This is a genomic window from Gallalistipes aquisgranensis (assembly GCF_014982715.1).
In the GTDB taxonomy this organism is placed as follows: domain Bacteria; phylum Bacteroidota; class Bacteroidia; order Bacteroidales; family Rikenellaceae; genus Gallalistipes; species Gallalistipes aquisgranensis.
Map to the genome: position 1 here is coordinate 1,756,537 of NZ_JADCJY010000001.1, position 19,986 is coordinate 1,776,522.

Here is a 19,986-nt window from a genome sequence, read left to right on the forward strand (position 1 = left end):
TTTGAGACGGATGGGGAGAACGATGCTATACGGACTGCTGCTCCTGCTCGGCCTTACCGGATGCAGCGACGACCGCGACGACGGCTCACGGGCTTTCATGAGCGAAGCCACGATCGTGGGCGATGCTGACCGCGGCTATTCCTGTTATCTGGATGGAGGGGGACGGGTCGTCACCCACGACCGGAGGCTCGACGGCATCGAGCGGGGCTATTTCGAATTCCGTTACACGGAGAGCGACTGGACGGACGCCGCTCTTGTCGGTTGCTATATCCGCAATGCCCGCGTTCTCCCCTACTCAGTTTATGAAATCATCCGCCCCGTCGGCACCGAGTCGTCCGGGACGGACTCTCCCGCCGGAGCGGACAACCGCGAGATTCCCCCGCATTTGTCGTTGGGTCAGGGATGCTTCGGGTACTTCGATTTGCACACGGGCATACGCATCGCAAACCTGCAAAACGGAGAAAGCATTCCGGTGGAAATGGAGATGTCATACGACCCGGCGGAACAGACTCCGGACACCCTGCGGTTACGGTTGCACTATCATCCGGAAATACCGGCGGGATGGCCGGATACGCATTTGGAATACGGTTCGGTCTCTTGCGACCTGTCCGCGCTCGCTTCTCTCGTGCAGTGGAGCGATTCGGTGACCGTCGCCGTCGATGCGGGAGACGAAAAACCATACCTGATCCGGATCGGCAGGGACGATCTTTTCAAACCCGATACGGGAATCGAATAACGGCACCATTCGAACAGGCAAAACGAAGTGCAGGGTAAATTTACCCTGCGCTTCGTTTTTGCAATGGCGGGACACACATCGGAACAAGCAGTCCCGTGATTCGTCCGTACACCGTTCCGTTACAACAATTTCAAGGCGATAGCCGCACAGGCTTCGGCATCGGCCAGGGCATGGTGATGATTCTGCAGATCGAAACCGCACCGTGCCGAGACGGTATGCAGCCGGTGGTCGGGCAACTCCCTGCCGAAAACCCGGCGCGAGGCGCGGAGCGTACAAAAGAAACGGTATTCGGGATACGGCATGCCGTAGAGCTGGAAAACCGCCCGGAGACACCCTTCGTCGAACGGGCTGTTATGGGCCACGAGCGGAAGACCCTCGATGCGGGGAGCGATACCGGCCCACACCTCCGGAAAATCGGGGGCATCGGCCGTGTCTTCATAAGTCATTCCGTGAATTTCCGTGGTGAAACGGCTGTAAAAGTTGGGTCGGGGCCGGATCAGACGGTAAATACTCCCCGCAATCTCCCCTCCGCGTACGATCACCACCCCCACGCTGCATACACTGGTGCGCCGACTGTTGGCCGTCTCGAAATCTATGGCTGCAAAATCTTTCATATCTCTTTTACGAACGGATACGCCTTGAGGTTTCGTCTGTCCCGTTCCATTTTCCCGGTTCATCCTCTCTTCCGGACAAATAGGAAATTCGTTCCGATACTAAAAAGACAATCGAATAAAAAGAAAAACGAATCAAAACCATATTTTAATCAAATATATTCAGAATCCAGAATAGAATAAAATATTTTTATTGTAAATAAATTTAGCTATATATTGTTTTTAACTAAAATTATTTTTTAATTTGCGGAGCCAGTATAAAGGAATTGCCTTTGTTTGTATTTTGTATATAGATAAAAATAAAGCAAATTCTATGAAGAAACCAAACTCTAACCTGAATTATGTCTGTTTTCTGGCTTCGGTAGCGGCCCTCGGCGGCTTTCTGTTCGGATACGACACGGCCGTCATTTCCGGAACGATCGGTCAGGTCACCGGCTACTTTTCGCTCGACACCCTGCAAGTGGGATGGTACGTGGGCTGCGCCCTGATCGGGTCCATTTTCGGAGGCGCCTTCGCCGGCATCATCGGAGACCGTTTCGGCCGCCGCAACGCCATGCTCTGTTCCGCCATGCTCTTCTCGGCCTCGGCTCTGGGGTGTGCGGTAAGCGCCACCTTCGCCCAACTCGTACTTTCCCGGCTGATCGGAGGCGTCGGCATCGGAGTGGCATCGATCATCTCGCCCCTGTACATCTCCGAAGTTTCGATCGCCAGGTACCGCGGACGTCTCGTTTCGCTCTATCAGCTCGCCATCACGGTCGGCTTCCTGGGCGCCTACCTGGCCAATTACCTGCTGCTGCAATCCGCTTCCGCCAACGCCTCGCTCGAGAGCCCCTGGCTGGTGAAGATTCTTTCGACGGAACTCTGGCGCGGAATGCTGGGTTTGGGAATCATTCCCTCCCTGCTCTTTTTCATCGTCATATTCTTCATTCCGGAAAGTCCCCGCTGGCTGCTTCTCAGGAACCGCAGAACAGCGGCCGGACGGATCATGAGCCGGATATACGGCTCGCCGGAAGAGACCGCCGCGCAGATCGAGGCCACCGAACAGGCCATCGCCCAATCCACCGGCAACGAATGGTCCCTGCTGCTGCGCCCCGGAATCCGCAAGGCGCTGCTGATCGGTGTCTCCATCGCCATATTAGGACAGTTCATGGGCGTGAACGCCGTACTTTATTACGGCCCCACGATTTTCGAACAGAGCGGACTTTCCGGCGGCGACTCCCTGTTCTACCAGGTAATGGTCGGAATGGTCAACATGCTCACCACCGTGCTGGCCCTCTTCATCATCGACCGGATAGGGCGCAAAAAGCTGGTGTATTACGGAGTGAGCGGCATGATCGCCTCCCTGCTGCTGATCGCCTTCTATTTCCTGTACGGGGAAGCGATGCGGATAAGCAGCGTGGTGCTGCTCGTCCTCTTCCTGTTCTACATATTCTGCTGCGCCGTCTCGATCTGCGCCGTGGTATGGGTGCTCCTCTCGGAGATGTATCCCACCCGCGTGCGCGGCGTAGCCATGTCGATCGCCGGACTCGCCCTGTGGATCGGCACCTACCTGATCGGACAGCTCACCCCCTGGATGCTCTCGACGCTGACTCCGGCCGGCACCTTCGTACTTTTCGCCATGATGTGCGTGCCCTACATTCTCATCATGTGGAAACTGGTACCCGAAACCACGGGCCGGTCGCTCGAAGAGATCGAGCACTACTGGAACAAAGACGAATAGAACCAACCAACAAAATAACTCGCTGAAATATGGACTTCAAACTACTCGCCCGGCAATACCGGGACGAATTGCTGGACAACATCCTCCCCTTCTGGCTGGAAAAATCGCAGGACAGGGAGTTCGGAGGCTACTTCACCTGTCTGGACCGCAAAGGAAACGTATTCGACACGGACAAATTCATCTGGCTGCAGGGACGCGAAGTATGGATGTTCGCCAGCATGTACAACAAGGTGGAGAAACGGCCGGAATGGCTCGAATGTGCCGTCCAGGGCGGCGAATTTCTGAAAAAGTACGGTCACGACGGAAATTACAACTGGTACTTTTCCCTGACGAGGGACGGCAGGCCGCTCGTCGAACCCTACAACATCTTCTCCTATACTTTCGCCACGATGGCTTTCGGACAACTGCATCTGGCCACGGGAAATCCCGAGTATGCCGAAATCGCAAAAAAGACTTTCGACATCATCCTGTCGAAAGTGGACAATCCCAAAGGAAGATGGAACAAGGTGCATCCCGGAACCCGCGACCTGAAGAACTTCGCCCTTCCGATGATCCTGTGCAATCTGGCGCTGGAGATCGAGCATCTGCTCGACAAGGAGTACCTGGAACGCACGATCGACACCTGCATCCACGAGGTGATGGATACCTTCTACCGGCCTGAACTGGGCATCATCGTCGAGAACGTGACGCTCGGCAATGAACTGTCCGACTCGTTTGACGGACGGATCACCAACCCGGGGCATGCCATCGAGGCGATGTGGTTCATCATGGACCTGGGCGAACGGCTCGGACGGCCCGAACTGATCAGCCGGGCCGTGGGCATCGCCCTGAAAATGATCGACTACGGGTGGGACCGTGAGTACGGAGGCATATTCTACTACAAGGACCGGCTCGGGCATCCGACCCAGCAACTCGAATGGGATCAGAAACTATGGTGGGTTCATATCGAAACCCTGATCTCGATGATCAAGGGATACCGGCTGACGGGTTCCCGCGAATGCCTCGACAAGTTCGAGCTCGTACACGACTACACGTGGTCGCATTTCCGTGACAGCGAATACCCCGAATGGTACGGCTATCTCGACCGCCGGGGCGAGGTGCTCCTCCCGTTGAAGGGAGGCAAGTGGAAAGGATGCTTCCACGTCCCGCGCGGTCTCTACCAGTGTTGGAAAACCCTGGAGGAGTGCAAATGAGCAACTACTAACGGCTATTCGAATACAAACCTAAAACAACTTGAATGTATGAACGATTTTAAACCCAGACGGTCGTGGAGATGGCTTTCGCTGCTGTTCGCAGCATGGCTCGGCCTCTCCGCCGTTTCCGTCTCCGCACAGGAAAAGGAGGTCAAGGTTTCCGGACAGGTGCTGGATGCCAAAAACGAACCGGTCGTCGGAGCAGCCGTCTATGTGGAGGGGACCTCCAAGGGCACGACGACGGATGTCAACGGGAATTTCACCCTGCTGGTGAAACCCGGAGCCGTGGTTACGGTCAAGTACATCGGGTTTCGTACCCGCGAGATTCCCGCCTCGCAGCTCAAAGGGGCCAAAGTCCTTCTGACGGAAGACGCCACGCAACTCGACGACGTGGTGGTCGTGGGCTACGGTGTGCGTAAAAAGGAGACCCTCACCGGAGCAGTCTCCAACATTGCCAACAAAGAGCTGATGACCACCACCCATTCGAGTCTCGCCCAGAACCTTCAGGGCAAAGTAGCCGGATTGCAGATCCGCCAGAACAGCGGCGAACCGGGCGATTTCAACACGATGATCAACATCCGCGGTTTCGGCAATCCGCTCTACGTGATCGACGGTATCCCCCAGGACATGGGAGGCAACGATTTCCAGCGGCTCAATCCGCAGGACATCGAAAGCATCTCCATCATCAAGGATGCCTCCGCAGCCGTTTACGGTCTGAAGGCGGCCAACGGCGTGGTGATCGTGACCACGAACCGGGGCCGTAAGGGGAAGACGAAGTTCAACTACAACATGACCTACGGCTGGCAGAAACCGACCGATATGCCCCGCATGGCGAACCGGTCGGAATGGGCCCAGATGCGTAACGAGGCCAATCTCAACGCAGGAGGGACACCCTACTTCACCCGGGAGGAACTCGCCCGCGAGATGGCCGGCGCCACGACCGACTGGTACGGACTGACCATGCGCGACTTTTCGACCCAGCAACAGCATAACCTCTCCGCATCGGGCGGAACCGACAAGATAACCTATTACGTCAGTCTGGGATACGTTCAGGAGAACGGACTGCTCCGCAGCAAGGATCTCAACTACAACAAATACACCTTCCGGTCCAACCTCACGGCTAAACTGGCGAAGAACTTCAGCGCCGACGTCAACATCTCCGGGCGCTACGACACCAAAAACTCACCGTCAGCCGGATACCACGACATTTTCTACGGTACCCGCACGGCGCTTCCCAACACGGAAGCCTACGCCAACGGCAATCCCGAATATCTGGGATACCAGCGCTTCATCAATCCGATCGCCATCGCCGACAGCGACATCTCCGGGTACACCCAGAACAAAAACCAGATGCTTACCTCATCGCTTTCGCTCAAATACGACGTTCCCTTCGTGAAGGGCCTGTCGGTCAAGGCCGTGGGGGCGTTCGACAACAACCGACTGCTGGACAAGTCGTTAACCAGGGAATATAAGCTATACACCTACGACGCGAATGCGGAAATTCCCTACCAGGCGACCAAGAAGAACAGCCCCTCGAAGATTTCGAACGGCAATACGGACATCGACATGCTCACTCTGCAAGGGTTTCTGACCTATTCGCGGGTTTTTGCCGAGGATCACAGCCTGGACGCGACGTTCGTCTATGAAATCCACAAGTACGACAGCCGCACCTCCACCCTGGGCAGGGAGTACAGCTTCTACACCAACGACCAGATCGACCAGGCCAGCCTGAACAACCAGACCAATTCCGGCATGGAGGAGCAGCAGCGCAACGCCGCCCTGATCGGCCGGCTGAACTACGGTTTCCGGGACAAATACCTCGTGGAATTCGCCTTCCGCTACGACGGTTCCTACCGTTATCCCCGCAATCAGCGCTGGGGTTTCTTCCCCGTAGTGTCGGCCGGATGGAGGATTTCGGAAGAACCGTTCATGAAAAACGTGAAATTCATCAGTAACCTCAAACTCCGGGGATCGTACGGAGTACTGGGCGAAGATTCGGGCAGCAAGGCATTCCAATACATCACCGGATACAGTCTGACGGGCGGCGGCGGTTACGAATTCGTGAACGGAACCTGGACCGAAGGCGCCGCCTCTCCCGCGATCGTCAACGAACGGCTGACCTGGTACACCTCACACACGGCCGACATCGGCATCGACCTGGGGCTGTTGAGTAACCGGCTCGCATTCGAATTCGACGTTTATCAGCGAGACAGGAAAGGACTGATGGCCGACCGGCTCGTTTCGCTGCCCAACACCTTCGGCGGCACGCTTCCCCAGGAAAACCTCAACAGCGACCGGGTACGGGGGCTCGACCTGTCGGTGGCCTATAACGACCGATTCGGCGATTTCTATCTCAGCGTACGGGGCAATTTCAACTTTGCCCGCACGATGAACCGCCATGTGGAACATGCGCCCTATGCCAACAGCATGGACCGCTGGCGCAACGGCGTGGACAACCGGTGGGGAGATTTCGCCTGGGGGTATGTGGTCGAAAACCAGTTCACCGACGAAGAGTCGATCATTTTCGCCCCTCTCCAGAACGGAGCCAACGGTAATACCCTGACCCTGCCGGGCGACTACCGTTACAAGGACGTGAACGGCGACGGAGTGATCGACGGCAAAGACATGATGCCCATTTTCTACAACGGTTCACCGAAACTCTATTACGGGCTGACGCTCAGCGCTGCCTGGAAAGGATTCGACTTCAGCGCCGTGCTCCAAGGTTCGGGACGCTACACGGTACGCTTCAAGGAGGTCTATGCCGAAATGCTCGCCTTCGACCTCAACACGCCCGCCTATTTCTTCGACCGCTGGCACAGGGAAGACCCCTACGATCCGAACAGCGCCTGGATTCCCGGAAAATGGCCCGCCACACGTCTGGTCACCGATGCAGGCTCGATCTACAACGAGAGCGAGATTTGGCGCAAAGACGCCTCCTACCTACGCATGAAGAGCATGGAACTGGGCTACACGATCCCCGCCAAATACCTGAAGAAAATCGGCATAGAAGGCATCCGGGTCTATTTCACGGCACACAACGTCTTCACGATCACGGATCCGTTCGTCAAGGCGTTCGATCCCGAAAAGATCGAGGGTGCCAACAGTTCGGGATTCACCTACCCCCTGACCCGGAGCTACAATCTGGGGATCAACATCAATTTCTAAACGTAACCGACTATGAAAAGCATATTCAAATCCGGACTGATCGCAGCCGCCGCACTGTTTTGCGGCTGTTCCGACTTTCTCGAGCTGAGGCCCAAGGACAAACTCGACGCCCAGGCCCTGTTTTCCGACCCGGAGGGGGTGAAACTCTATATGGCCAATCTTTACGCCCAACTGCCGATCGAGGATTTCAACTACCTGAGGGGCGGCTTCAACGACTTCTACGGAGAAAACATGGTGGCCGCCATGTTCACCGAAGAGGCGACCCACTCGGAATACCAGGCCCATCTGACGGCCGACAACTTCTCCTGGTGGACGGAAGCCTATTCGCTGATCCGCGACGTGAATATTCTGGCCGATGCGATCCCGACGCTCAACATCCCGAACGACCAGCGCACATCCATGGTGGGCGAAGTGGCTTTCATCAAGGCCTATGCCTATTTCGGACTGGCCAAACGGTACGGCGGCGTCCCCATCATCGACCGGGTACAGAAGTGGGACGGTGACGTGGAGGCGCTCAAAGTGCCGCGCAGTACCGAAAAGGAGACATGGGACTACATACTGAACCAATGCGACATCGCTTCCGGCAATCTCCCCTCGGCCTGGGAAGGAGGGCAGCGGCGCGCCACCAAGTGGGTGGCCTACGCCCTCAAGTCGCGGGCCGCCCTGCACGCGGCGTCGATCGCCAAATTCGGCAGCCGGGCCACTCTGTCGGGAACGGCCGTGGACATGCATCTGGTCGGACTGACTCCCGATCTGGCCAACGGATATTATGAAGCGGCCATCAAGGCGGCGAACGAAGTGATGATTTCCCGCAAATTCTCGCTCTACAAACCCTCTCCCGCCACTCCCGAAGAAGCGGCCGAGAACTACCGCAAGATGTTCGAAGACCCGGCCAACGCTCCCGAAGAGACGATTTTCGTCAAGGGATACACCAAGCAGGAGCTCGGCCACAACTACAACATCTACTACGGCCCCTCACAGCTGGCCAACGGATGGCCCCACCCCGGACGCATGAACCCGAACCTGGAACTGGTCGATGCTTATGAACGTTACGACAACCCGGGCAAAAGCGCACCGATCGTCACCTCCGACGCACCCGATGATCTGACCGATTACAGCGGATTCAGACCCGACAAGAACTACCGGAAATTCGACACGCCCTACGGCATTTTCGAAGGCAAGGATGCCCGACTGTGGGGCACCGTCATCCTGCCCGGCACGCAGTGGAAAGAGACGACCATCGTGATCCAGGCCGGATACGTCAAACCCGATGGCACGGCACAGATCTATTCGGGCAATCCGTACGTCAATCCGGCCGACGGCAAGACTTACTACGTGTTCGGCGGAGCTAACAAGACGGACTACTCGGGTTTCGACACCGAAGGAGGGAACTACACACGTACGGGATTCAGTTTCAAAAAGTTTCTCGACGAACGGATTCCGACCCTCTACGGATACAACAACAGCCTGACGGACTATATCGACTTCCGCTATGCCGAAGTGCTGCTCAATTATGCCGAAGCGGTGGTCGAGAGCGGCTACACCGCCGACAACGCGCAGGCCACGGCGAAAAAGGCGCTGAACGATATCCGCCGCAGGGCCGCCCACACGAACGACATCGAACTGACGCCGGAAAACGTACAACGCGAGCGGCTCGTGGAACTGGCATTCGAAAACAAGCATTTCTGGGACCTCTACCGGAGGCGGGAGTACCATACCCTGTGCAACGGTTCGATCATGCACGCCCTGCTGCCGGTGATCGACCTGCGGGAGAACCCCGCCAAATACATCTTCATCCGGGCCGATATCCAGCGCGTGGCCAGGTTCACCTTTCTGGAGAAAATGTACTACCACGCCATTCCGGGAACGACGGCCAACGGACTGGTACAGAACCCCCAATATTAAACCCCACAGATCGACAGTCATGAAAAAAACAGGATTGTTTCCGGCACTGGCCGCCTTGCTCCTTCTGGCGGTCTCCTGCGAAAAAGACAACTATGAAGCTCCGAACGCCTCGATCCACGGCTCCTTTATCGACGAGGAGACCGGGGAGCTGGTGGAACAGGATATCTACAACGGGACAGTCATCGAGTACATCGAGGACGGATACACCACCATCGAGACGATGATCGTCAAGAACGACGGCACCTACCGCAACAACCTGATGTTCGCGGCCGATTACGAGATCACGCCCAAACGGGGCAATTTCGAACCGCTCGATCCACAGAAGGTGCGGGTGGAAGGGGACACACGGCTCGATTTCCGGGTGAAACCCTATATCCGCATCGAGGACGCCGTCATTTTCAAGAACGGCGACGTGGTCAAAGCCTCTTTCAAACTCACCCAGACCGGATTCGACAAGGTGAAGACCCTCGGGCTGTTCGTTTTCAGGGAACCCTCGGTGGGATACCAGATGAACACGGTCAAGGTGGAAGTCCCTGTGGGGGAACGCTTCAGGGAACCGCAGTATTTCACCATCAACCTGAATCTGCCCTCGAATGCGGACAAGCTGAAAAAGGGAGAGTCGTATTTCTTCCGGGTAGGGGCTCTGATCGACGTACCCGAAGCCAAATACAACTATGCCAAAGCCGTCAGACTCACTTTATAAAAAAAACGAAAACACCATGAAAAGCATCTTCGAAAAGATAGGCGCCGCGCTGGGCTGCTGCCTGCTGGCCCTCTCCTTCTCCTGCTCTTCCGGAGAAGAGAACGGCGAACCGACCCCGCCTCCCGCACCCGCACCGGAAAACGACGGTTACGAACTCTCCTACTGGATCGACATGGACATGTTCGGCAACCACCTGCGCGGATACTGGTACAACGTGACCGAAAGAAGCCCGGAGAACATTCCGGAACCCGACTATGTCAAAAATGCCTGCAAGCGGCTCCGGAACGACTACCACGCCAACAAACTCTATGTGGTGTACCATCGGCAATTCGAGGCTTCGGACGCCCAGTACGTGCTGCGCATGTGGAAGACTTTCGCCGAGAAACAGGGGATGACGGTCGTTCCCACCGTCGTGCTGCAATCCTATGGCAATCCGCAGAATATGAACTTCTCCGACACTGAGATCGTCGAGTTCGCCCAGTGGTGCATCGCCAACACCAATGCCGACGAATTCGCCATTTACGACGTCTACACCCGCGATGCAGTAGGCAGCACACAAGCCAACCAGATCGGCAAAATCCGCGAAGCCATCGGAGACAAGCTCACCCGTGTGGGATTACAGCCGGGCGTGGCCCTGCTCACGTCTTACAGAATGGGCGTGGAGGACACCTGGACGGCCGAGTGCCAGGGTCGGACCAACGACCTGTGGGAGAACCCCGTCTATTACAAAGGCACGAAAAATTACGGGCGTATCCTGCTCGAAAACTGGGTGAACGAACGTATCAACGGCGACAGCCGCAAGATCGTCTGGAACATGATCCCCGTAGCATGGGATTACGACACGGACGACGAACTGTCCTACGACTGTCCGGGCGACGACCAGTACAAGAACGACCCTCCCGTACCGGGACGTATCGCCCTGTGTCATAGATACATTTCCCAATGCTATCCCGCAGGGATGAAAGACGCGAAATTCGGCGGATATTCCTGCGACCTGCACATTCTCCAGGCCAACAGCGGAGGAAGGGGAGAAAGTCCCTCGTTCTATGAGGCATTGAGGACCGACACGGACTATACCGGAGATTTCGCCGATGCCATGAAGGAGATCGGCGCATTGTACAACAGTCTGAACGGCGAATAATTCGAATGTCATGAAAAAAAACGCAGTCAAATACCTGATCCTGTCGGTGTCCGCATTCTTCCTCTGTTCGTGCGGCGAAGCGCAAAAAGAGATCCTGCACCCGGATTTCGAACTCTCCTACTGGATCGACATCGACCTGAGACACAATCCCGGCCGGGGTTATTGGAAACCGGCGGACAGCCTTCCCGCCGATCCCGTTCCAGAGCGCAGACATATCGCCAATGCCGTCAGATGCCTCCGGGAAACGTACGGAGCCGACAAGCTGTATGTCGTATACCACCGCCAGTTCGAACCCGATGCCGCCCGAGAGGTACTGCTCCGATGGAAGGAGGAGGGTGTCCGGAGGGGCGTCCGGATCGTCCCCACGGTCGTTCCGGAGAGTTATGCCACTCCCACGACCATGAATTTCACCGACAGTACGCTGTGCGAATTTGCCGCATGGTGTCTCCGGGAGATCGACCCGGATGAATTCGGTCTCTACGACGTCTATGTCCGGCAGGCCCCCGGTTCGGCGCAGGATGCACAGATGGCCGTGCTCCGCCGGGCGGTGGGCGACCGGCTCGTACGGATCGGGCTTCAGCCCGGCGAGGAGTTGAGCCGCCATTGCAAAGCAGGAGTCGAGGATACCTGGACGGCCGAATGCCAGGGACTGACCAACGAGTTGTGGGAACATCCCGATTCGGTGGGAGGTACCGACGTGTACGGACGCAAACTGCTCGAAAGCTGGGTCCGCGAACGCGCCGAAGGAGAGACGCGGCGGATCGTATGGGACATGATTCCCGTGGCATGGGATTACGACGAGCCGGTCGATCCGCTCGGCTATGTCTGCCCGGGCGACGACGCGCTCATCAACGATCCGCCTGTTGACGGCCGCATCGAACTGTGCCATAAATACATTTCCGCCGGCTATCCCGACGGGACGATGACCCCGAAATTCGGCGGATACTCCTGCGACCTGCACATTCTGGAGGCCAACAGCGCCGGCAAACCCGAGTCGCCCTCTTTCTACGAGCAGCTCCGCGAGGGAAAATCCTACACCGGATACTTCTCCGGCGCCATGGAACAGATCGGCGGTCTTTACAAAAAACTGGGAGCATCGAAACGTTGACCCGAAACAGATCGTATCACTTGCAAGCAAAACCGAAAAGATGACAATAACAGACAGAACCATATTTCGATTGCGCCGGGCCATCCTGCTGTCGTTCTTCGCCCTGGCGGGAAACTCCGTGCCGGCGAAAGCCCCGCTCTACTTCGTGGGCAGCGGGACGAACGACCTGTACCGGACCCTCGCCATGAACCGGATAGAAGTGAAACGGTTCGGAAACCTGTCCGAAGCGATCCGGGAAATTCCGGCCGGAGCCGGTCTGATCGTCACGGCAAACGGCTATCCGGACCTGCGGACAACCGTCGCTCCGGAAGACTACGCACGAATCGGCCGCAAACATGTCCGGTGCTATATCGAGTATCCGGCCTGCATCCCGGGCAGGGAGCTTCCGGCCGAACCTTATGAAGGAAGACTGGAACGGGGGGTCGTTTCGTCGGACTTTTTCGGAGGGAAACTTCCCCCGATGAGTATATTGGGCATCAACGGATGCAGCCTGATCCCGATGAAAGCGGAATCGGCGCTGATCTCCTATGCCAAAGTGGCCGGATTCGACAAGGCCCAGTTCGGGCTGACCGCCACCGAAGTCCGCCCCCTGCTGATTCTGGAAGGAAACCGGATGGTGGCCGCCACCGCCCTCACCTGTTTCGAACAGGCCCGGTTCGGTCCCTCCGACTCCTGGAAACAGGTCTGGCAGTCCATACTGGGCTGGATCACACGTGATCCGTCGTTCGTTTTCGAAAAGTTTCCGGTCGATCCCGTCCCAACTTATGCCGCAACGGTTCCAGTGGGATCGGAAGAACGCAGGAAAGCGGTGGAACGGGGTGCCGAATGGCTGTGGAAAGCCCGCCTGTTCATCCATCCTTCATGGGAAACGACCGAAATCGGCAAGTACCAACCGAAAAACGGCGACCCCAACCTCTTCTTCGGTCCTCCGATCCGGCCGGACATGCTGCAGGGCGACGGCTCCCGCGGAGTGATGGAGGGGCACGGTTCGACCGTACTGCACGACGGAAGCCAGCTGTACCGCTACTTCATCCGGGCCGACGTGCAGGGCGAAACCGCCTTCCTGCTCGCTTCGGCAGCCGAACTGACAGGCGACGAAAAGTACGACCGAACGGCGGAACGGCTGCTCGACTATCTCTTTTACAGTTCCGGATTCCGGGGCGGAGCGCGGAATCATAAGGACAGCTCCTCCTACGGACTCATCAGCTGGGCCAACACCCACCCGGGCACATTTTTCAACGACGACAACGCCCGGTGCATCCTCGGAGCCATCGGAGCTTCGGCGCTGATGGACAACCAAAGGTGGAACCGCCTGATCGTGGAGAACATTCTGGGGAACCTGCGCACCTGCAGCCGCCAGGGTTTTCAGGGCAACGCCCTCGACCAGAAGGACATCGAACGGAACGGATGGAAATATTACCGCGACCGGGACTATACCAATCCCCACCCCCATTTCGAATCGTGGATGTGGGCCTGTTACCTGTGGCTGTATGACAAAACGGGATATAAACCCCTGTTGGACAAGGCTCGTGAAGGAATCCGCATCACGATGGAAGCCTATCCCGACAAGTGGCTCTCCCAGAACGGCATCCAGCAGGAGCGGGCGCGGATGATCCTGCCGCTGGCCTGGCTGGTGAGGGTGGAAGACACGCCCGAACACCGGGCATGGCTGGACAAGGTAGCCTCAAAACTGCTCGAAAGCCAGGTGGAGTGCGGAGCCATCCGCGAAGAGCTGGGCAACAGCACCTCGGACAAAAACAAAATACTGGTCACCTCCAATGAGGCATACGGCAAAAACGAAGCTCCGTTGATCGCCGTCAACGGCGATCCGGTATCGGACATGCTCTACACCTGCAACTTTTCGTTCTTTGCCCTGAACGAGGCAGCCCATGCCACAGGAAATTCCAAATACGGAGAAGCCGTACGGAAACTGGCAGATTTTCTGGTACGCATCCAGGTGGAGAGCCGGGCCCACCCCGACATCGACGGGGCCTGGTTCCGTGCCTTCGACTACAACCGCTGGGACTACTGGGCCTCCAACGCGGACAACGGCTGGGGAGCCTGGTGTACCCTCACAGGATGGATACAGAGTTGGATCGTATCGACCGAAACGCTGGTCGAAAAAGGGCAAAGCTATTGGGAGATGACCCGCAACATGAATATGAAACAGGCGATGAAGGAATCGCTCTGGATGATGGAATAACCGACCTGAAAACTCAAAACCGACAAATCCATGAACAAACCGAACTATCTGTTGACCGTACTGGCCCTGATTCCCGTACTGGTAGCCTGCAGCGACAAGGAGGAAGGGGAAACACCGCTTCCCCCCTCCCCGGACACCTCCATCAAAGGCATTTTCGCTTATGCCGAACACCCAGAACGTAAACGCGACACGCTGGATGTATCGTTCTCGGACCTTCGTGACGCGCTGATCTTCACGACCCGCGCCCTGCCCATGGGCAGCGACGAAGTGGATCTGACAAAGGTGCATCTCTCCGTCGAGGTGGACAAGGAAGCCCGTGTCGAATTCTCCGCAGCATCGGATGCCGCCACCATCGGTCCGGGAAGGTCGGCACCGGAAAACAGTTCCGTCGAAAACACGGTGGATCTCACCCTCCCGGGGCAGAGGCTTTCCGTCATCGCCGGGAACGGGGACAGGGTCTCCTACGGCCTGCAAACCGTCGTGACGCCTCCCTACGAAGTGGTTCCCGAATATGAAACGACCCTCACGGAAATGTGGACGAAGACGGGCACCGAACTCGGTCTCGTATTCCCCCGGTCGTGCCGCAGCATGTGCATCGCGGGCGATTACCTGCTGATACTGGACAACACGATCGATTACAGCGCCGACGCCAAGATCAAGGTTTACGACAAACTCACGGGAGAGTTCGTCAAGAACGTACCCATCTACGAAGGCGGCTGGGCCGGACCCCGTTCCTACACCTGGACGCTGGCGGCGGACGAGGCGGGACATTTCGCCATGGGCCGTCTCAACTCGGGCGGCGCAGGATTCTGGATGGACGTGTACGAGAACATAGACGCCATGCCGACCAATCCGTTCAAGCTGGCCGGCAACCAGGTTCCTGAAAACGCGGGGAAACGGATGCAGATTCTGGGCGACCTCTACTCGGGAAGCGCCTACGTATGCCTGACCTCCAGCCATTTCTACGGCGATGTCCCTATGCAGGGACAATACGCGACATGGACGATGACGAACGGCACCCCCGGCAGCGTGGAACCGAACGTTCTCTCCTATCCGGCCTCGTGGCACTCGGCGGTCGTGGAACGGGCCTCGCTGGACGACCCCACCATGTATGTCACCTACAACGACGAGACGGGCTATCCGAACGACCCGTTCGAAAACTGGGACAAGCTCCACGCCGCCCATTTCGTCGTGTACAACCCCGGTTCGGGCGAAGCTCCGCTGGAGATGGACCAACAGAATTTCAAATACCGGATTCTCGATTCGAAAGTGTTCCGCGTCAAGGATGCACGTTATCTCTTCACGCTCCAGCAGGACTACTCCACCGGTACGGGTGAAATGGCCACCCTGCTCTACAACATTTCGAGCAAGGCCGCTTTCTCCAAAACACCGGCCAGTCCCGACTACGACCGTTACCGTCTGTACGAATCCCCGGGCTATGTCTCGGCGAACGATCTCCGCTACGGCAGCGTGACCGTAACGGTGGACGAAACGACATCCACGGCCTACATGTATGCCTTCTATCCCGCATCCGAGGGCAAGGAAGCCCGCGTGACGGCCCTGAAAATGGAGCTGGGCGAAGAGATCGAATAGAAAACGGTTCCCGGCAAGTGCGGCCCCGGGCGGAACGATATTCCGCCCGGGGCATGCTTCCGGTCCTCCGTTTTTCACGAAACGCACGGAGTATCTATGGCTTTCTTGTCGGAAAAGAGGCGTATTATTCAGTATTTTAAAGTAAATTTGCACGCAATGGGACGTATGAAATCAAATATGTGTGTTTTTCTCGCCGCCCTGCTGCCGCTGATGTGTCATGCATCGGTCACGGAAAGCGGAATCAGTCTCACGCTCATTCCTCCGACGACCATAACCACGCAGGTCGATCTCGACATCCGGGCGGGGATCGTGAACCACACGGACGCTCCCGACACATTCGAAGTGTCGCTCTACCTGAACGGAGAGTCGGAAAAACACCTGCTGCACCGCCGAAAAATCTCCATCGGGGCATCGGAGAGCCGCTGCGTCGTCCACCGCATGAAGACCGCGGACAAGGCAGGAAAGAACCGGATCGTCCTTACGGTACAGAAAGAGGACGGTTCGTTGCACCGGCTGCGGAAAGAGATCACGGTCCTCCCCTCGCCGATCCGTTCCACCCGCAGGATCGACGGAGCATGGGCGGGTCTGTACCACTGGAGCGAAACGGAAGGGAAACACTGGAACGGGGATATCCGCAACGTGACCGACCGGCAGTGGAGAGAGATCGTCCGCGACATGCACTCACTGGGAATGGATATCATCGTGATACAGGAAGTGTTCCGGAACCAGGCCTACGTGGGACAGCACGACATAACGACCGCCACCTACAGCGGCCGGGCATTCTACCCTTCCGAACTCTACCCGGAACGAATGCCCATTGCCGCGACCGATCCGCTGGAAGCCATCCTGAGCGAGGCCGACAGGCTGGGCATGCACGTACTGCCGGGCGTGGGCCTGTTCGCCTGGTTCGACTTCTCGGAACAGTCGCTCGACTGGCACAAGGCGGTCGCCCGCGAATTGTGGGAAAAATACGGCCATCACGATTCGTTCTACGGATTTTACGTGTCGGAGGAGTGCGTGGGCAGCCTGGACAACTGCGAAGCCTCGGAAGCGGTCCGCCGGCTGCGAAAGGAACAGATCGTGGATTTTTTCCGTGAGTTCAAAGCCTTCTGCAACGGGTTCGCCCCCTCCAAACCGATCATGCTCGCCACCAACAGCATGGGCATACCGGCAGGAGAGGATACCTACCCCCGTCTTCTGGAACATCTGGACATTCTCTGTCCGTTCGGTTTCGCCCGCATGCCCGAAGGAGATCTGACCGGCCGGGAAGCGGCCCGAAGATTGCAGGAGCTTTGCGACCGGGCCGGTTCGCATCTGTGGTTCGACCTGGAAGCGTTTCTTTTCAACGAAGACACCTCGCTCTACCCCCGCGACATAGACGGCATCATAGCCGATCTGACCCTGCTCGACAATTTCGAGAAAGTGCTCTGCTACCAGTATCCCGGAGTATTCAACCGTCCCGGAGCCTCTGTCCGGATCGGCGAACCACGTACCGAAAAACTCTACAAGGATTACCGAAAATATCTGAAAACGAAATAACACCCGAAACGATGGATAATTCATTCCTGAAAAAAGCCCTCGAAGGGAACAAACCCGCCCTGATGAAGAAGGAGATCATCGGCAAATGCATCACCAACGGCAACTATACCATTCCGGAACTGGGCCGGGACATGAACGTGAGCGTGCCCACGGTGACCAAACTGATCGGAGAGTTGATCGAAGAGGGTTTCCTGCTCGATTTCGGGAAACAGGGCACCAACGGCGGACGCCGTCCGAATCTGTACGGGCTCAATCCCGAAGCGGGTTATTTCGCAGGAGTGGAGGTGAGGATGAACAGCGTGGCCCTGGGACTGATCGACTTCAAGGGCCAGATGCTCGACTACAAGGTCTACGACAACTTTTCGGCAGAAAACACCCTGCAATCGCTCGACGGCCTGTGCGACATCATCAACGATTTTCTGAACAAGATCGCCGTGCCGCGCCAGAAGGTGTTTTCCGTGGGAGTCAATCTCTCGGGGCGCGTAAACTCCGAATCGGGATACAGTTACAGTTTCTACTACTTGGGTGAAAAACCCCTGACCCAGCAGATCGAAGAACGGATCGACTGCAACGTCATCATCGAAAACGACTCCCGGGCCATGACCTACGGCGAGTACATGTGCGGCGTGGCGAACAACGAACGGAACATGATCTTCATCAATGCGGGATGGGGGCTGGGCATCGGAATCATCATCGACGGGAAACTGTTCTACGGCAAATCGGGTTTTTCGGGGGAATACGGACACTTTCCGTTCTACGATAACGAAATCATCTGCCGCTGCGGCAAACGGGGCTGCCTGGAGACGGGAGCATCGGGAAGCGCCGTACACCGGCTGTTCATGGAAAAGCTGAAGGAGGGAAGCGTGTCGATGCTCTCCGAAAAATACAACCGGGGCGAAGAAATCCTGCTCGAAGACATTATGGACGCCGTACAAAAGGAAGACGTGCTGGCCATCGAAATCATAGAGTCGGTAGGACACGAACTGGGCAAAGCCGTTTCGGGACTGATCAACCTGTTCAATCCCGAACTGATCGTGGTGGGCGGGACGCTTTCGGCGACCCGGGAATACCTGACCCTGCCGCTCAAGAGTGCCGTTTACAAATACTCGCTGACGCTGGTCAGCAAAGACACCGCCATCAAGGTCAGCAGCCTCGGAGACAGGGCCGGCGTAGTGGGTGCCTGCATGCTGGTCCGCAGCAAAACCCTGGGATTGTTATAGAACGGACGTTGCGGGGAGAACTGCCTCCGGGATCAGTCGGCCGCCGCCCGGGCCGCAAGAAAAAAGCGATAAATACATCCGGCGATGTCGGCGATCATCCGGGCATTGACCGCATCCGTCTCTTCGGAATCCTTTATGAAAATCGCCACGAAACACGGTTCACCGTCCGGCAGATACATCACGCCGGCATCGTTGTCGCCGATTTTCCTTCCGTCGCCGAGACGGTCGGAACTGCCCGTCTTATGTTCCAGCCGCACTCCGGCAGGAAGGCCTTTCCGCATCTTATCCGCACCCGTCACCGTTTCGAACATGGCCCGTCTAAGCAGGGAGTCGTACGGAGGCGACAACACCCTTTCCGTATAGGTCCGGTGCAGCAGCCGCACCATAGACGAGGGCGTACTCCGGTTTTTATAGCAATTGGACAAATCCGCATGCATGGTCGCTTCCGTTTCCGAAAGGTGACAGCCGGCCATTCCCGATTTTCCGATCCGTGCACCGACTTCGGCAATCCCGCCGACGTAGTCGATCAGAATGTCGCAGGCATTATTGTCGCTTTCCGAAACACAGTAGCGGATCAGTTCCGCGAAAGAGAGCCGGAAATCCCCTTCGGGATAAATACGCTTCAGGGGACTGTATGTATTCGCATGCATCTGCGATGCGGTGACGGGCCATTCAGAGCGAGGGTCCGTTCCTTCCGATTCCATTTTCTGTAGGGCGGCGAGCGCCACGTGAAACTTGAAAACGCTCATCAACGGATATTGTACCGTGTCGTTGAAAGAGAACGAGACATCTCCGGCCCTGCACGCAACGCCGACCGTGGCTTTTTTGCCTCGAACGACCTGCGTTATCTCCAGCCGGAGCAAATCCACACGTTCCCCGCAGGCGAAACAGGAAATACAGGACAGACTGAACAAGAGAACGATATATGCTTTCTGCAGTTTCATACGCCTACGATCGGAAAATGCAAAGATAGAAACAATACCGTTCTCGCACCGCCCGAAAAATCTCCCGAAACCATTTACCGGGACAAAACAAAAGTCACCGGCTGACAGCCGGTGACTTCCCATCCGTACATTCGGCGAATAACGCGGAGAGAGAGGCTCTCGAACCTATACATTCAAGAAATATCATAAAATTGCAAATTACTGA

General features: G+C 56.9%; 14 protein-coding genes. 12 read left to right on the forward strand and 2 right to left on the reverse strand.

Features of this window, described 5'->3' with window-relative positions; all coding sequences use genetic code 11:
• Positions 1-10: 10 nt before the first annotated feature.
• Entirely contained in the window at positions 11-736 is a 726-nt protein-coding gene (locus INF32_RS07080) for a hypothetical protein (protein WP_226387656.1), read from the forward strand.
• A gap of 119 nt (positions 737-855) precedes the next feature.
• Here INF32_RS07080 and INF32_RS07085 read toward each other — a convergent pair whose 3' ends face one another.
• Positions 856-1,350: a 3'-5' exonuclease gene (locus INF32_RS07085; protein WP_226387657.1), complete on the reverse strand. Its 495-nt coding sequence runs from the start codon at positions 1,348-1,350 to the stop codon at positions 856-858.
• 310 nt (positions 1,351-1,660) lie between these two features.
• On the opposite strand from INF32_RS07085, the gene INF32_RS07090 reads away from it, so the two are divergent.
• From INF32_RS07090 to INF32_RS07140, 11 genes are all read left to right on the forward strand, one after another.
• Positions 1,661-3,067 carry a sugar porter family MFS transporter gene (locus tag INF32_RS07090; RefSeq protein WP_226387658.1) on the forward strand — a complete coding sequence of 469 codons (1,407 nt, stop codon included), beginning with the start codon at positions 1,661-1,663 and terminating at the stop codon, positions 3,065-3,067.
• A gap of 29 nt (positions 3,068-3,096) precedes the next feature.
• Entirely contained in the window at positions 3,097-4,260 is a 1,164-nt protein-coding gene (locus tag INF32_RS07095) for an AGE family epimerase/isomerase (protein WP_226387659.1), read from the forward strand.
• A 48-nt stretch (positions 4,261-4,308) separates the two neighbouring features.
• Positions 4,309-7,425: a SusC/RagA family TonB-linked outer membrane protein gene (locus INF32_RS07100; RefSeq protein ID WP_226387660.1), complete on the forward strand. Its 3,117-nt coding sequence runs from the start codon at positions 4,309-4,311 to the stop codon at positions 7,423-7,425.
• Positions 7,426-7,437: 12 nt separating this feature from the next.
• Positions 7,438-9,330, forward strand: coding sequence for a RagB/SusD family nutrient uptake outer membrane protein (locus INF32_RS07105; protein WP_226387661.1), 1,893 nt, complete (start codon positions 7,438-7,440; stop codon positions 9,328-9,330).
• Positions 9,331-9,349: 19 nt separating this feature from the next.
• Entirely contained in the window at positions 9,350-10,033 is a 684-nt protein-coding gene (locus INF32_RS07110) for a DUF3823 domain-containing protein (RefSeq protein ID WP_226387662.1), read from the forward strand.
• 16 nt (positions 10,034-10,049) lie between these two features.
• Entirely contained in the window at positions 10,050-11,174 is a 1,125-nt protein-coding gene (locus INF32_RS07115; protein WP_226387663.1) for a hypothetical protein, read from the forward strand.
• Between the two features lie 10 nt (positions 11,175-11,184).
• On the forward strand, positions 11,185-12,282 hold the full coding sequence (locus INF32_RS07120) for a hypothetical protein (RefSeq protein ID WP_226387664.1): 1,098 nt from the start codon (positions 11,185-11,187) through the stop codon (positions 12,280-12,282).
• 40 nt (positions 12,283-12,322) lie between these two features.
• Positions 12,323-14,485 carry a hypothetical protein gene (locus tag INF32_RS07125; RefSeq protein ID WP_226387665.1) on the forward strand — a complete coding sequence of 721 codons (2,163 nt, stop codon included), beginning with the start codon at positions 12,323-12,325 and terminating at the stop codon, positions 14,483-14,485.
• A gap of 30 nt (positions 14,486-14,515) precedes the next feature.
• Positions 14,516-16,078, forward strand: coding sequence for a hypothetical protein (locus INF32_RS07130; RefSeq protein ID WP_226387666.1), 1,563 nt, complete (start codon positions 14,516-14,518; stop codon positions 16,076-16,078).
• Between the two features lie 156 nt (positions 16,079-16,234).
• On the forward strand, positions 16,235-17,617 hold the full coding sequence (locus tag INF32_RS07135; RefSeq protein ID WP_226387667.1) for a DUF4434 domain-containing protein: 1,383 nt from the start codon (positions 16,235-16,237) through the stop codon (positions 17,615-17,617).
• An 11-nt stretch (positions 17,618-17,628) separates the two neighbouring features.
• Positions 17,629-18,837, forward strand: a complete 1,209-nt coding sequence (locus tag INF32_RS07140) for an ROK family protein (RefSeq protein ID WP_226387668.1) — start codon at positions 17,629-17,631, stop codon at positions 18,835-18,837.
• Positions 18,838-18,869: 32 nt separating this feature from the next.
• On the opposite strand, the gene bla is transcribed toward INF32_RS07140, so the two are convergent.
• Positions 18,870-19,781 carry a class A beta-lactamase gene (gene bla, locus INF32_RS07145; protein WP_226387669.1) on the reverse strand — a complete coding sequence of 304 codons (912 nt, stop codon included), beginning with the start codon at positions 19,779-19,781 and terminating at the stop codon, positions 18,870-18,872.
• Positions 19,782-19,986 lie beyond the last annotated feature (205 nt).

What these genes read in the sequence shown, in the direction of transcription:
- INF32_RS07100 (WP_226387660.1), top strand. Translation starts at nt 4,309, where the DNA reads ATGAACGATTTTAAACCCAGACGGTCGTGGAGATGGCTTTCGCTGCTG.
- INF32_RS07130 (WP_226387666.1), top strand. Translation starts at nt 14,516, where the DNA reads ATGAACAAACCGAACTATCTGTTGACCGTACTGGCCCTGATTCCCGTA.
- INF32_RS07090 (WP_226387658.1), top strand. Translation starts at nt 1,661, where the DNA reads ATGAAGAAACCAAACTCTAACCTGAATTATGTCTGTTTTCTGGCTTCG.
- bla (WP_226387669.1), bottom strand. Translation starts at nt 19,781, where the DNA reads ATGAAACTGCAGAAAGCATATATCGTTCTCTTGTTCAGTCTGTCCTGT.
- INF32_RS07105 (WP_226387661.1), top strand. Translation starts at nt 7,438, where the DNA reads ATGAAAAGCATATTCAAATCCGGACTGATCGCAGCCGCCGCACTGTTT.
- INF32_RS07125 (WP_226387665.1), top strand. Translation starts at nt 12,323, where the DNA reads ATGACAATAACAGACAGAACCATATTTCGATTGCGCCGGGCCATCCTG.
- INF32_RS07120 (WP_226387664.1), top strand. Translation starts at nt 11,185, where the DNA reads ATGAAAAAAAACGCAGTCAAATACCTGATCCTGTCGGTGTCCGCATTC.
- INF32_RS07115 (WP_226387663.1), top strand. Translation starts at nt 10,050, where the DNA reads ATGAAAAGCATCTTCGAAAAGATAGGCGCCGCGCTGGGCTGCTGCCTG.
- INF32_RS07140 (WP_226387668.1), top strand. Translation starts at nt 17,629, where the DNA reads ATGGATAATTCATTCCTGAAAAAAGCCCTCGAAGGGAACAAACCCGCC.
- INF32_RS07095 (WP_226387659.1), top strand. Translation starts at nt 3,097, where the DNA reads ATGGACTTCAAACTACTCGCCCGGCAATACCGGGACGAATTGCTGGAC.
- INF32_RS07135 (WP_226387667.1), top strand. Translation starts at nt 16,235, where the DNA reads ATGGGACGTATGAAATCAAATATGTGTGTTTTTCTCGCCGCCCTGCTG.
- INF32_RS07110 (WP_226387662.1), top strand. Translation starts at nt 9,350, where the DNA reads ATGAAAAAAACAGGATTGTTTCCGGCACTGGCCGCCTTGCTCCTTCTG.
- INF32_RS07085 (WP_226387657.1), bottom strand. Translation starts at nt 1,350, where the DNA reads ATGAAAGATTTTGCAGCCATAGATTTCGAGACGGCCAACAGTCGGCGC.
- INF32_RS07080 (WP_226387656.1), top strand. Translation starts at nt 11, where the DNA reads ATGGGGAGAACGATGCTATACGGACTGCTGCTCCTGCTCGGCCTTACC.